The organism is Psychrobacter sp. H29 (assembly GCF_059073055.1).
The window spans coordinates 1,476,352-1,491,094 of the sequence record NZ_JCACRY010000001.1; the positions used below are offsets into that span (position 1 = coordinate 1,476,352).

The 14,743-nt window shown below is 42.8% G+C and carries 12 protein-coding genes; 8 read left to right on the forward strand and 4 right to left on the reverse strand.

The genetic code is table 11. The features are described 5' to 3' along the window. Positions 1-325 precede the first annotated feature (325 nt). On the reverse strand, positions 326-646 hold the full coding sequence (locus AC5JP1_RS05780) for an HU family DNA-binding protein (protein WP_161808411.1): 321 nt from the start codon (positions 644-646) through the stop codon (positions 326-328). 453 nt (positions 647-1,099) lie between these two features. On the opposite strand from AC5JP1_RS05780, the gene AC5JP1_RS05785 reads away from it, so the two are divergent. From AC5JP1_RS05785 to fdx, 8 genes are all read left to right on the forward strand, one after another. Next, entirely contained in the window at positions 1,100-1,744 is a 645-nt protein-coding gene (locus tag AC5JP1_RS05785) for a hypothetical protein (RefSeq protein ID WP_493843492.1), read from the forward strand. 475 nt (positions 1,745-2,219) lie between these two features. Beyond that, the gene (locus AC5JP1_RS05790) at positions 2,220-2,729 is read left to right on the forward strand and encodes an Rrf2 family transcriptional regulator (protein ID WP_493843493.1); all 510 of its coding nucleotides are present in this window, start codon (positions 2,220-2,222) and stop codon (positions 2,727-2,729) included. Continuing rightward, positions 2,726-3,952: an IscS subfamily cysteine desulfurase gene (locus AC5JP1_RS05795; RefSeq protein WP_493843494.1), complete on the forward strand. Its 1,227-nt coding sequence runs from the start codon at positions 2,726-2,728 to the stop codon at positions 3,950-3,952. Before AC5JP1_RS05790 ends, AC5JP1_RS05795 begins: the two co-directional genes overlap by 4 nt. A 156-nt stretch (positions 3,953-4,108) precedes the next feature. Next, positions 4,109-4,519 (forward strand): Fe-S cluster assembly scaffold IscU, encoded by a 411-nt coding sequence (iscU, locus tag AC5JP1_RS05800; RefSeq protein WP_319050099.1) that lies wholly within the window; start codon positions 4,109-4,111, stop codon positions 4,517-4,519. A 223-nt stretch (positions 4,520-4,742) separates the two neighbouring features. After that, positions 4,743-5,063, forward strand: coding sequence for an iron-sulfur cluster assembly protein IscA (gene iscA, locus AC5JP1_RS05805; RefSeq protein ID WP_493843495.1), 321 nt, complete (start codon positions 4,743-4,745; stop codon positions 5,061-5,063). A gap of 64 nt (positions 5,064-5,127) precedes the next feature. Further along, positions 5,128-5,709: a Fe-S protein assembly co-chaperone HscB gene (gene hscB / locus AC5JP1_RS05810; protein ID WP_493843496.1), complete on the forward strand. Its 582-nt coding sequence runs from the start codon at positions 5,128-5,130 to the stop codon at positions 5,707-5,709. A gap of 216 nt (positions 5,710-5,925) precedes the next feature. Beyond that, positions 5,926-7,806 (forward strand): Fe-S protein assembly chaperone HscA, encoded by a 1,881-nt coding sequence (gene hscA, locus AC5JP1_RS05815; protein WP_493843497.1) that lies wholly within the window; start codon positions 5,926-5,928, stop codon positions 7,804-7,806. A gap of 83 nt (positions 7,807-7,889) precedes the next feature. Further along, complete coding sequence (fdx, locus tag AC5JP1_RS05820) at positions 7,890-8,228, forward strand: ISC system 2Fe-2S type ferredoxin (RefSeq protein WP_319050095.1); 339 nt, start codon at positions 7,890-7,892, stop codon at positions 8,226-8,228. Between the two features lie 95 nt (positions 8,229-8,323). On the opposite strand, the gene AC5JP1_RS05825 is transcribed toward fdx, so the two are convergent. The 3 genes from AC5JP1_RS05825 to mfd all read right to left on the reverse strand — a co-directional run bounded on the left by AC5JP1_RS05825 (position 8,324) and on the right by mfd (position 14,465). Next, positions 8,324-9,748 carry an adenylate/guanylate cyclase domain-containing protein gene (locus AC5JP1_RS05825; protein ID WP_319050094.1) on the reverse strand — a complete coding sequence of 475 codons (1,425 nt, stop codon included), beginning with the start codon at positions 9,746-9,748 and terminating at the stop codon, positions 8,324-8,326. Positions 9,749-10,150: 402 nt separating this feature from the next. Then, complete coding sequence (locus AC5JP1_RS05830) at positions 10,151-10,582, reverse strand: HIT domain-containing protein (RefSeq protein WP_057759208.1); 432 nt, start codon at positions 10,580-10,582, stop codon at positions 10,151-10,153. Positions 10,583-10,754: 172 nt separating this feature from the next. Continuing rightward, positions 10,755-14,465, reverse strand: coding sequence for a transcription-repair coupling factor (gene mfd / locus AC5JP1_RS05835; RefSeq protein ID WP_493843498.1), 3,711 nt, complete (start codon positions 14,463-14,465; stop codon positions 10,755-10,757). Between the last annotated feature and the right edge of the window lie 278 nt (positions 14,466-14,743).

Below are 14,743 nucleotides of genomic sequence, written 5' to 3' on the forward strand. Positions count from 1 at the left end.
TTGATGAAAAACCATTGTAATACCGCTAGGAGCCAATAAATGCAACCTGCCAATATCAATGCTATCTAAGCCGGCAATGGCAAAAAAGAAGAACGTCTGCATGTTATAAAATAAAACAAGGCTGAATAGCAAACCTTACTTGAACAACGCATCTATCGCGCGCCCTATGATACGTGATTTTTCATCTATACTCAAAATATTCACATCGTATTATTCACGTTATATGATGCAAACTATAGCGACAAAAAAAGCACCTAAATATTAGGTGCTTTCTTGGTGCTTAACTTATGACATCAGCCAAAGCACCCTTTTGCTATAGGGCGTCTTAGTTCAAGCGCTCTTTTAGGTTTTTGCCAGCTTTAAAGCTTGGTACTTTGCTTGCTGGGATGCTTAGCTCTTCACCAGTTTTTGGGTTACGGCCCGTGCGTGCTTTGCGATCTTTTACGCTAAAAGTACCGAAACCAACTAGAGAGATGCTATCGCCAGCTTCTAAAGCTTCGCCAACACTTTCCATTACAGCATTCAAAGCATCACCAGCTTGAGTCTTATTTAGACCACTTTTGTCCGCGATGCTATCAATTAATTCTGACTTATTCATAAAATTTCCTTCAAGTTTAAGGGGGTAATAAACGCTCACGCCAAGCATTGTAACGCTCTCATGGTACTTACGCAATAAAAACTACCTGACTGGCGTATTAACAGGTTTCACTTTGTTATCGTCTTTATATCAAGGCAGCATAAGGAGCGCAAGCGATTTTACATATTTTTGTGCGATATACTACGTATTTGACACCCAATGTTACGCAAAACATCTGCAACCTGTATTCAGGCAGGTTACTTTATCCTATCTAACTACCCTGCATATTTATTTATGCTTTGAAACGATTGTCAGACGGTGTCTGTGCACTGCCAGTCATAAATAGTAGTGTCTTTATTGACTGCTAAATTGTACTGTAATAATTTTGCCACTGACAGAAACTAGCGTTACTTTTTATTATAAAGGCGTTACTATAAACGAAATATCACTGCAAATTCTGTATACAGATAAACTTAAGTTCACTGATGTTCAATTTGCTAAATAAAAAAATGGATTACTTGCATGAAGCGTTCTACGTTGTCTCACTCTCTTCTTAATATTATTCTGGTGTTCATAGAGTCAGCGCTAACACTATTGTTGCGTTTAGATCCTGAACTGCGTAAAGCCGCTTATCCACTTGCTAAGCAAGGTACCGTTGTGGCACTACGTTTATACCTACCTCATATAGAAGTGTTTGCTACTTTTAGCACCAAAGGTGTGTTATTGGATGCTCAGCTACCTGTTGGACGTAGCGAGCCTGATGTTGTCATCAACGCCTATAGTATTCAGGTCATCAATGCCATCACGACTCATGACAGAGAAACAACCGAGAAATTACAGATGCGCGGTGAATCTCTACAAGTGCAACTGGTCAAGCAGTTCATTATACAGCTTGGTCTTGGCAGCCTGATTCAGGGTTTGATCAGAAAAATGAAAGGCGGTAAAGGCAAAACCAAACCGACCGATGCTGAAATGGCAGAGAAAAAAGATAACTATAAGCAGCGCATCAAAGAACAACAAACTCAAATTAATACATTGACCATCAAAAACCGCGAGCTTGAGACCACGGTAAAAGAGCTACAAAGTAAGCAAAAAACCTTAATGATTGTGACTGTCGTAGCGCTTGTCATTATGATCGGCTCAGTCATTGCCCTACTTATGAACTAACGCTAATCAAGACCAGTTTCAACACTTATATACTTAGTACTAGCTATACATAAGCATTTAATACTCGAAGTAGTATTAAACGCTTATGTATAGCACCCTCCTCTCTACTCCACACCTTTATCGCTAGCTACCTTATCACTACCCATCATTTAACAAGCTTTTTATAATCTGTATATATAATCAACTCTACTACTGGTTTATAAGTACATGTCACACGTCATTGTTTTTATCAATCATAGCGATAAGCTCTATTAACCGTTCGACCACACTTTAATCTTGACTAAATTACTCAGGATTAAGTATAATTGACCTAATCGTTGCACACATCGGGCTAACCATCTGTTGTCTAATAACGATAGAACACAACTTAGCTGGGCAAGATTGCCAAATCCTATATCGCTATAGTATTACCTTTCTATATGCCCTTCTAAGATCGTTGTTAAATAAAGATGACATACAAGTTTGGAGATGACACATGCGTTTAACTACTCGAGGCAGATATGCTGTCACTGCTTTATTGGATTTGGCACTACAAACCAGTCAACAAGAGAGTGCCGTTTCTTTATCTGATATCGCTAAACGACAATCGATTTCTATATCCTACCTCGAACAGTTGTTTTCCAAACTTCGCAAGCGTGGTCTTGTGACCAGTATCCGCGGTGCTGCAGGTGGCTACCACCTAGCTAAACCATTAGATGAGATAGATGTGATGAGTATCATATCTGCGGTCGATGAGTCGGTAAATGCCATGCAGTGTGAAGGACGCGGTGACTGTCAAGGTGGTACAATGTGCCTAACTCACGATCTGTGGTGTGCACTATCAAATCATATTGAGCAGTACTTGAAAAATATAACATTAGCGCAATTATTAGATATGGAAAACGTGCAGTCAGTATCAGAGCGTCAGCACACCTCTACAAAAGATATTTCCATAAAAGACATCAATACTATTACTTTATCGAACAGCGAGGCAAACCCAGCATGAGCCAACATAATAACCTTATATACTTAGATTATGCCGCCACCACACCAGTTGCTAGACCAGTAGCTGCTAAGATGAGCGAATATCTGACAGTAGATGGCATCTTTGGTAATCCAGCCTCTCGCTCACATGGCTATGGCTGGCAAGCAGAAGAAGCTGTTGAGACTGCCCGCGGACAAGTTGCTGAAGTTATCAACGCCGATCCACGCGAAATTGTCTTTACTTCTGGTGCGACTGAGTCTGACAACCTAGCTATTAAAGGCGCAGCTCACTTCTATCAGTCTCGTGGTAAACACATCATCACTAGCAAAATTGAGCATAAAGCCGTGTTAGACACGTGCCGTGAGCTTGAGCAAGAAGGTTTTGAGATTACCTATCTTGAGCCGCAGCCAAGCACTGGCCTTATCTTAGCAGAGCAAGTAAAAGAAGCGTTACGTGACGATACTATCTTAGTATCGCTTATGATGGTGAACAACGAGCTTGGTACCATAACTGATGTGACTGCAATCGGTGAAATCACTCGTGAAGCTGGCGTAGTATTCCACGTCGATGGCGCACAGTCTGTTGGTAAAGTAAAAATCGACCTTGAAGAAATGAAAATTGATTTGATGAGCTTCTCAGGTCATAAAGCGTATGGTCCTAAAGGTATCGGCGCATTATTTGTTCGTCGTAAGCCCCGTATTCGCTTAAAAGCAGAGCAACATGGTGGTGGTCATGAGCGTGGTATGCGTTCAGGTACACTGCCGACGCATCAGATCGTTGGTCTTGGTGCCGCATTTGCTCTAGCTAACGAAAGCTTTGAGACAGATCATGCTCATGCAGCAAAATTACGTCAAAAGCTGTGGGATGGTCTTCAAGATATCGAAGAGATTTATCTAAACGGCGATCTTGAAAACAGCGTACCTAATATCGTCAATATCAGCTTTAACTTTGTTGAAGGTGAGTCGCTAATGATGTCGCTAAAAGATTTAGCTGTATCGTCAGGATCAGCCTGTACATCAGCAACGCTTGAGCCATCATATGTATTGCGCGCTATCGGTCGCCCAGACGAATTGGCACACAGCTCAATCCGCTTTAGCTTTGGTCGTTATACGACTGACGAAGACGTCGATACCGTTATTAAGCAAATGCATGAAGCTGTTGACAAATTGCGTGCCCTATCACCACTTTGGGATATGTACCAAGAAGGTGTTGACCTGAACTCAGTTGAGTGGGCTGAGCACTAATTTTTAGTATAGCTTTTTAGTATTAAGTAACCACATATAGTTTATTAAACGATTGATTAGACAATTAAGTTAAGCGTTTGACCCCAATTATCGATGAGTAGTCAGACATTCAAAGTTAACAAACGACTATTCATCATCTAACCAGGAGAAAACCCCATGGCCTATAGTGACCAAGTTATTGATCATTACGAAAACCCACGCAACGTTGGTAATCTTGATAAAAATGCCAAAAACGTTGGTACCGGCATGGTCGGTGCCCCAGCTTGTGGCGATGTAATGCGTCTACAAATCCAAGTCGACGATAATGGCATTATCGAAGACGCACGTTTCAAAACTTACGGCTGCGGTTCAGCAATTGCTTCAAGCTCACTTGTTACTGAGTGGCTAAAAGGCAAGAGCTTGGATCAAGCTGGCGAAATCAAAAACAACGATATCGCCCAAGAATTAGCGTTACCACCAGTAAAAGTCCATTGCTCTGTACTTGCAGAAGACGCTATCAAAGCCGCTATTAGCGACTACAAAGGTAAGCACGGTACAGCAGTAACGGCAGAAGAAGCTGCTATCTAAGCTCAACCTATTAGCGTCTGCGTTATGATTTACTAGCAATGCTAAAGTGGCAATATCTAAATAGCTACTGACGCTAAAGAGGTGACAATGACATTATGTAATTGTCACCTTTTGTTTTCTGGTAGTCGCTAGTCTATTATTTTGGCAAACTTCTAATTTTAGTTGCCAATTTATATAAATTTTTATTAATACTTATGATTATTAATAGTCAATGGGAGTTGGCATGATTGAAATGACAGAACGCGCCGCTCAGCATGTTCGAGACTTCTTGGACAACCGCGGTAAAGGTGAAGGCATTCGCGTTGGCATCCGTACAGCGGGTTGCTCGGGTTTGGCTTATGTCTTGGAGTTTGTAGATACTCCTGATGGGAATGACACGCGCTATGAGAGCCGCGGTGTAAGCATCTTTATTGACCCCAAAAGCCTAGTGTATTTGGACGGTTTGTTAATGGATTACGAAAAAGAAGGCTTAAATGAAGGCTTCAAATTCACCAATCCTAATCAAAAAGGCGAATGTGGCTGCGGTGAATCTTTTACTGTCTAATACTTCGATAAACTACTAGCCAGATAAAGACTTAAAGAAACAAATAAAAAGTAAGGCGTATGATATGACAGACTCTATTCTAGACACGCAATTTGAGAACTTCTTTGCCCTATTTGAGCAACCTGTACAATTTGAAGTCAACCAAGACAGTCTGGATCAACATCTACGTCTATTACAAAAACGCTATCATCCTGATAATGTCGCAAAGAATTTAGCAGATGCTAAGCAAGCAAAGCAGCAATCAGAGCAAGCCTCCGCTATCATCAATCAAGCATACCAAACGCTCAGTGCACCTGATAGCCGTGCTGGTTATCTATTGGATATGGCAGATCAAGCTCAAAATATAGAGCACTCAATTGCAGATTTGGATTTTTTAGAAGATGCGATGGAGATGCGAATGGATCTAGATGACGCTATTACAGGTAAAGACCTTGCAACCTTGCAGCAGTTACATCCTCAAATTACAGCACGCCTGAACAATCAGTCTGAACGCTTTAACACTGCCTATACAGAGCAAGACTGGGGTACAGCCATTGATGCGACACAAAAACTGAAATTCTTAGTGAAGCTAAATGCTGATGTGACGACTGGTCTCGATGATGTCGCCAATACAGCGCATTCAGATGATGACGATCTCTATGTTTAGATATCCGTAGGTCGTGTATTTTTTGACAATTAGATTTTAGTTTTGGCGTTAGATTCTGTATAGATGGTTAAATTAATATCAACTATGCCGTATAATCTCTAACCCTAAGTATGCATGACTGCCAAGATTTTCTGTCCTCAATGTGAGAACGTAGTTGTTATATCTACACTATATTTGCTCCATTTTACTTATTCATTTTATCCCTGAGTTATTCTTATGTCTTTAATGCAAATTGCCGAACCCAATCAAAGCGCCCAACCTCACCAGCATCGTTTTGGTCTAGGGATTGATCTTGGCACCACGCGCTCACTGGTCGCCGTAGTACGTTCAGGCAAGGCGCAAGTCTTAGAAGCAGGCAAAGCGTCAGATACGTTGTTGCCTTCTGTAGTCTATTATCCAGCGACAGGTAACCCATTAGTGGGCTATGATGCCTTATCTCATTTAGCAGACGATCCAAAAAATACGATCGTCTCGGCTAAGCGTTTTATGGGTCGTAGCCAAACTGATATCAAATTTTCTCATCCTTATGAGTTGTCTGGTAATACAGATGCTATGCCAGCATTTGTCACGGCTCAAGGTGAAGTGTCACCTGTGGAAGTATCAGCGCGTATATTGGCGGCGCTTGAGCAACGTGCAGCAAGTGCCCTACCTGCAGACAGTATAGAAGGTGCTGTCATTACGGTTCCTGCCTATTTCGATGAAGCGCAGCGTCAAGCGACTAAAGATGCTGCCCAAGCGGCTGGCATCAATGTACTACGTTTGTTGAATGAACCAACTGCTGCCGCGGTTGCTTACGGCCTTGATCAGCAAAATCAAAATGATAACAAAGAAAACTATTACCTAATCTATGATTTGGGCGGTGGTACTTTTGATGTGTCTATCTTAAAGTTGAATGATGGCGTCTTTGAAGTATTGGCAACAGGCGGTAACAGTGCGCTAGGCGGGGACGATATTGACCGTCTTATTACCAACTGGATCATCAAGCAGTTGAGTATTGATCCAAAACAGGTAAGCCTTCATGACAAATCGATACTCGCACAACAAGCCAAAGCTTATAAGCAAGCACTAACTGAAGCAGAACAGGTTGATATTGACGTTACTGTCAACGGACAGTCTTACAAAGGCACACTAAGCCGTGAAGACGTGTTAGCTATTGTCGAGCCTGTTAGTCGTCGTACTCTGAGCGTATGTGAACAAGTACTGCGCGATGCTAAGCTAAATGCTACAGATTTAGACGAAGTTATTTTAGTTGGCGGTTCAACCCGTATGCCCGCCATACAAGCAGTCGTCACTGAATTTTTTGCCAAGCAGCCGCTTTCTCGTCTCAATCCAGATGAGGTTGTTGCTTTAGGCGCGGCCCAAACTGCTCACCAGCTGGTCAATGGCGACAGTGATAGCAATCTGTTGTTGTTAGATGTGACGCCATTGTCATTAGGTCTTGAGACCATGGGCGGCCTCGTTGAAGTACTGATTCCGCGTAATACGCCCATCCCTGTCAAAAAACGCCAAGTGTTTACTACTTATCAAGATGGTCAAACTGGCATGGTTATCCATGTGGTGCAAGGCGAGCGCGAAACCGTCGAAAACTGTCGCTCGCTTGGACGTTTTGAGCTATATGGTATTCCGCCTATGAAAGCTGGGTTTGCTCGTATCGAAGTCACCTTTAGTATCGATGCCAATGGTCAGCTTACTGTCAGTGCTCAGGAAACGACGACCAAAACAGAAAGTAAGATCGAAATTGTGCCGTCTTATGGTTTGTCTGATGAGCAAAAAGAACAATTGCTTGTTGCTGGGTTTAAGCATGCAGAAGAAGATAAAAATGCGCGTTCTTTGATTGAGACCAAGGTAGAAGCTGAACGTGAAGTATTGGCTTTAGAGTCTGCACTGAACGAGTTTGCAGCGCTACTCTCTTCTGATGAGCAGCAGTCTTTAGCAGAGCAAATACAAGCACTGAAGACCGCACTTAGCACTAGTGATTTAACACTTATAGAAGCGCAGCAGGCTCAGCTCAAGCCACATAGCGATGCTTTTGCTGCTCGCATTATGAATCAAAGCGTCAAAGCCAGCATGGCAGGTACTAGTGCTAAAGACTGGTAAGCGACACGCTTAAAATGATAGCTTAGTCATTATACTAAGCTAATTTCTTATTTTTAGATTGATTAGCATTGGACACATAATTTATGCCAAAAGTTACTGTACTACCCCATCACGAAATTTGCCCAGAAGGTGCAGAAGTTGAGCTAGAGTCTGGCGAAAACCTATGTAAAGCGTTACTAGGAAAAGGTATCAAAATTGAGCATGCTTGTGAAATGTCAAAAGCGTGCACGACGTGTCACGTTGTCGTACGCAAAGGATTTAATAGTCTAGATGAGATGGATGATGTGGAAGCGGATCTATTGGATCGCGCATGGGGTTTAGAGCCTGACTCGCGTCTGTCATGTCAGGTCATGCTTGATGATGAGGATTTAACCATCGAAGTACCCAAATATACGCTAAACCATGCAAAAGAAAACCATTAATAAATAATAAGTTGTATTTTACTCTCAAAAAAGCCAGCTATAATTAAATAGCTGGCTTTTTCTATCAATAACATGCCACGATATTACTGCTCATATCATGACTTTTTCTGAGTACTATGACGTTTACTTTCTTCAGCTATGCTAGTGGCCAGTTTTTCTTCTTCTTGCTCGATACGCTCAAGCGCAAAATTTAAGCGTGTTCTAATGTCCTGATAATCATTGTCTTTCATATCTTTAAAGTTCAAATGCAAGTTAAAACCCGGTAAGGTATGATCTACCCATTTAGACAAGTGACCTTTATTAGCATCAGGGTCAAACACCTGCCACGCGTCAATCTTATTATCAAAACCCTTTAGTCGAAACGCGCCAGCATGCTGACACTCATAGTTATGACAAATATAATCATAGGTGCTCTCGCTTACCAGTATCTCATCTTTGCCAGCATGTGCTTCAAGCCTTGATGCTAGGTTAGCTTCTTTACCGATGAGCGTATAGCTGAGGCGATTGTTGCTCCCGAAATTACCAACGTGGCAATAGCCAGTGGTAATGCCGATACGTATATATAAACCCTCAAACCCCATAAGCCGCCATTTCTGACGTAAGGTGCGCATCTCTCGGCGCATATCTATCGCCATCGCCACACAGTCTAGTGCATCTTGGCGTGAACCACGGCTATCAGGCTCTCCAAAAAAACAGACCATACCATCGCCAATAAACTTGTCCAGTACAGCCCCATGCTTTTCAGCAATCAACGTCATGCAATGCATATAGGTATTCAAAATATCAGCCAAATTATCCGCACTTAAACTATCAGACAGCTCCGTAAAGCCTACAATGTCTGAGAACATAATGGTTAATTTAGCACGCTTGTTGGATACACTAACTGGACTATCTGTTCTGACAATGGGTTCCCAGATTTGCGGTGGTACAAAACGAGTCAGCTTATTGATAACTGATACCATCGTACTCAAACGCTCGCCTGCCTGCTGAGCACATGATTTGTAGGCAACATACTCTCGATACGTACGCCGAAACTGGCATAGAATCACAGCCATACTTGCCAATAGTACTGTAGGTGGTAACCAGCTGTCATTACAGTCTATTCCACTGGGTCTTAGAATGGCGCTGACATAATAGAAAATGACAGCAGTCACTAAGGCTACGGTAAACAATCTTAGGCGATTCTGAGGCTTATTTAGAATAATTCTAACAGCAATCAAAGACGCCAAGCTGAGCGATATAATAATGCAAAACTGTGTCACGCCAATAACGACTGCCAGTAAAACAATGACAATATTGGACGTCCAAAAGTTGGTCTGGCGTCGATAGTTATAGATGAGAATCATCAGACTAGGCAGTGCAATAATAACGAGCAATGCCATTGAGGTAGGACGGAAGTCGTAGTATACAGCGAGTAACATGACCGTGAGTATTAAAACAAAAACTTCTGGGTAGTCAAATCGGCAGATGCCTTTACCCTCTAATAAAGTTTTTGGTTTCAATGTCTCTTTAAAAGGCATATTGAGTGTTCACTTAAATAAGACGGACTATCGAAGAGACAAGACATATAAGAATAACATGTATAGGCACTTTGTCTTTATGATAAATAATCATAAGATATATCTAATAATATATTATACTTTTTAAATAGTACGAAACCTAGGTCATCGGTAACTAAAAAAACACCATTTATCATCTAATTGCACTACTGACTCGTAAGGTTTTATGGCTGTAAACACCCAATAGTATTAAAAAAGAAGCCAGATACAATCAGGTATCTGGCTTCTTTTCATTTCTGCATTATTTATTACTTCATAACTGTCGTTGTTACGCTGACACGTCGAATCTTTTTTATTACCGATTTCTTTTGTTAGCGGCACTATTAATAAATAGTATCAACTAACAATAGTGTCGATCACTTACTACATTTGCCAATCGAACGGCATTTGATGATGACCGCGTAGTGCCATCATCAATGTCTGCTGCATTTGTGCCAACACTTCTTTGGTATAAGGGACTGCTGGTACACCCCATACTGGATTTGGCCATTGCATGTCGTTTTGATAACGGACAATATGGTGAAAATGAAGTTGGGGTACTTGGTTGCCAAGGGCAGCGACATTCATCTTGTCCGCTTGAAACGTTTTAGCTAACTGGCTCGATAACCAGCTTGACTCACGTAAAAACTGAGTCTGATCTGCTTCAGACAGCTCATACAGCTCTTTTATACCTGATACGCGCGGCACTAATATCAGCCATGGAAATTGACAGTCATTAATTAAACGACAAGTGGATAATGGAAAATCCCCTACTAAAAAACTATCAGCAGCAAGTTTATGATGAAGTTGGAACATAATGACGGTTCTCTTGTTGTTTAATGCAAATAAAAGTAGGTACAAAATATAAAAGGTGAAATACAGTTTGGCTATTTTATCAGTTATCCTTTCGATAAAATAGCACCATAACTGACTGCTTCACTGTTACCTATCAACCTACTCAAACTATCTACCCTTTATCAAAGCCAAACTAAGCAGGTTCTGTCACCATATGCTCGCTAAAATAGCGCAACAGTTCTTGTATGACCGTCACTCGCTGCTGCGGTGTTGCCAACTTATCGCTATGTTGATAGCGAATACCAGATGCGCCATTCATACGGTAATGCTGACCATTCGATTGAATTAGCTTAATAATAGCTAAGGCATCGACTGGCGTATCTGGCGCAAACTCCAGCGTCATACTACTACTATTCGCATCAATCTTATTAATCTTTAATGGTTCTGCTTGCAAACGCAATCCATGAATGGCAAATAGCTGCTTGGTTTGGTCCGGTAACGCGCCAAAGCGGTCAATCATCTCTGTACGAATATCCGTCAATGATTCTTTGTCATCAGTGTTGCTAATGCGTTTATAAAACAACAAACGCTGATGCACGTCGTGTAGATACTCTTCTGGAATAAGCGCCGAGCTATGCAAGTTAATCTCGCTGGTTAGCGATAATGGCGTGTTCAAGTCAGGCTCTTTACCGGCTTTAATTGCTTTAGTCGCTCGCTCCAGCATATCCATATACAGGCTAAAACCAATCGCCTGCATATTACCACTTTGCTGCTTACCCAATATCTCACCTGCTCCGCGAATCTCTAGATCTTCACTCGCCAGCATAAAGCCTGCACCTAGTGTATTGGCGCGTTCAATCGCGTGAAGGCGGCGCTTGGCATCTCCTTTAAGACCTTTAAGAGAAGGCACTAATAAGTAGCAATACGCCTGATGATGACTACGTCCTACGCGGCCTCGCAGCTGGTGTAGTTGCGCTAGACCAAATTTATCAGCACGCTCAATGATAATGGTATTGGCATTTGGCACATCAATACCTGTTTCGATGATAGTCGAGCATACCAGCACATTGAATTTTTTATGATAGAACTGCTGCATGATTTGCTCAAGCTGGCGCTCTTGCATTTGCCCGTGAGCAACGCCTACTCTTGCCTCGGGTACGAGGTCACGAATGGTCTCTGCCATACGCTCAATACTAGCCACATCGTTGTGCAACAGATAGACCTGCCCGCCGCGTAGCAGCTCACGCAAGATAGCCTCTTTCATCAACGCTTCTGTCTTTTGCATGACAAAAGTTTTGATGGCAAGTCGGCGTGCAGGTGGGGTTGCGATAATAGACATATCACGCATGCCTGAGAGCGCCATGTTAAGCGTTCTAGGGATAGGCGTCGCTGTCATAGACATACTGTCTACATCTGTCTGAATAGCCTTGATACGCTCTTTGTGGCGCACGCCAAATCGGTGCTCTTCATCAACGATCATCAGCCCTAGATTGGCGAACTTCACATCGGGCTGTAACAGTTTATGAGTACCAATCACGATATCGACTTTACCATCAGCCAAATCCGCCAGCACCATGTCTTGATGTTTTTTACCACCGAAACGTGACAAGCTCTCAATACGCACTGGCCAATCAGCGAAACGATCGCGGAAGTTGTCTTCGTGCTGTCCTGCGAGCAGTGTGGTAGGTACTAATACCGCTACTTGATAGCCTGCACTAACAGCAATAAAGGCTGCTCGCATGGCTACTTCTGTTTTGCCAAAACCAACATCACCGCAAATGAGACGATCCATTGGCTGGTTTTGTCTCATGTCTTCCATAACGGCATGGATGGCATTGGCTTGGTCAGCAGTCTCTTCAAACGCAAATTGACTGGCAAATAGCTCATATTGCGACGGGTCTATTTTAAAGTGGATGCCAACTTTAGCCTCACGCCTCGCTTGCATGTTGAGCAGCTCTGCGGCAACATCATGAATCTGTTCTAACGCCTTTTGCTTGGCCCTATCCCACTTACCACTACCAATCTTATGGAGCGGTGCTAACGCTGGATCACCGCCACTATAACGACTGATCATTTGCAGATTAGCGACCGGTACATAGATACTGGCATCATCGTCATATTTTAGATGAATAAACTCTTGCTCACCATCGCCCACATCTAGTGTAATCAGACCATTGTAGCGACCGATACCATGCTCAATATGTACCACTGGGCTACCGTCTGTTATCTCAGTGACGCTTTTGACTAAGAACTCTTCTGATACACCGCTTTGACGACGGCGACGCGTTTGTAAGACTTGACGACCGAACAGCTGCGTCTCACTGATTAATACTAAGCGTTCAGGCACATAGACACCACGCTCAATCGGTGCCACAGTCAGACCGACATGCGGTAGACGAGCATTATTCATAGCACTCGTTTTATCTGTTGCTAAGAATGCTTCAAAGCTATCATATGCCTTGATATCAATCTTGCCTTTAAACAGCTCAATGAGAATCTCACGACGGCCAGCGGTTTCTGCGACGATTAGTACTGGCGTTGCGGTTTCTTGCTGTGTGGTTAAGAACGCTAATAGCTCAGCCAATGGTTCAGACTTTTGGTGGTTAACTGCCAGATCTGGCGGTTGTTGCGCACTTAACGTGACTAGGCCTTGCTGTTTAGTCTCATTATCAATGATATTGAGCGGCAGCTGTCTCTCAGATGGGAGTTTACTTTCAATATCCTGTGTCGCTAGCTCATCGCGTGCGCTTAGTATCACTCGCGGGTACTGGTTTAACTGCTCATTGAGCGCGTTAGATAATAGATATAACAGCGCAGGGTCCACGATAGGCTTATCAATATCGTGCCGGCGCTCCTCATAACGGCGCTGGATCTGTGACCAATAGTCTGCCTGTTTTTCGTTGATCAGCTCATCTGTGATAAACAACGCATCATTCGGTAGGTAAGAGAATAAACTACTCTCTTCTTGCCAGTCTTTTAAATCAAAAAATAATGGCTGATAATATTCCAGTCCGCTACTCGCAATACCTGCCATCACATCTTTATGCAGCTCAGACTTGCGGCTACTGGCATTAGGGAACATGGCCGCAAAGTTCGTGCGAAACGTTTCGCGTCCCTCATCCAGAGGGAACTCTTTTGCGGGAAGTATTTGAAACTGCTCGATAGGCTTAGAGATATCTGGCATCTTATGTAGTAATGACAGTGACTCTTTGCCCATACTGGTATCATTACCCGTCAGCATTGCCTTGAGATCGTCAGCGGTCAAAGTGCGCTGCGTTTGCGGATGAAAAAAGCGAATGGTTTCGATTTCATCGTCAAATAGGTCCAAACGCAACGGAAAAGGCTGACCCATAGCAAAAATATCAATAATGCTGCCACGCACAGCAAACTCACCAGGCTCAAAGACATTGTCAACAGCACGGTAGCCCGCTTTTGCCAATAGCCCGCGTTGAGTGCTGATATCGAATCGATCGCCAACACTCAAATCAAAATGCTGACCGATTAACCAACTCGGCGGCGCCACACGATGCATTAGCGCCTGTACTGAGATAAGTAGCACGCCTGAGCTTGGCATGTCTGTCAACAAGTTAATACGTTCACTGACGATATCTTGATGCGGGGACAGCTCATCATATGTCAGTGTTTCCCAGTCGGGGAACACATAGGCATCGACTCCGCAAAATGCCAGCTCGGTTTCTATCTGATTGAGTTGGTTTTGGTCGCGTGCCACCACGACTTTTAATCGCTCGGCAACATTCCATAGTGGCGTCTGAACCAAACTTGCCAACCACAAGCTACTGACCGCACCATGGACAGGCACTAGCCAACGCCGCTCGGCATTTTGGATAGGAAACAACTGCTGGTTAATAGGGTCGAACGCATCAGTCAAAGCAGTAATAGGCATAAAAGATAGGATCAAAGTTAGGGAATTAGAAAGCTATTATACGAATATTTGAGCAATTACCAATACGATTTGACAAAACCAAACAGTTTGTTAGTATGGCACGCTTTTTATAATTACCGATCTTAACGTTTATTGTTTTGAGCTCTCTTTCTATTATTAGCATTTTATTGTTTTTATATACGCTTTCGCATATTAGCTTAAACAATTATCTCCTATAAAGGCTTCTGACTGAGTGTCAATTACTCAGTAGCTTTTACGATTTATAGATCCTTAGAAGC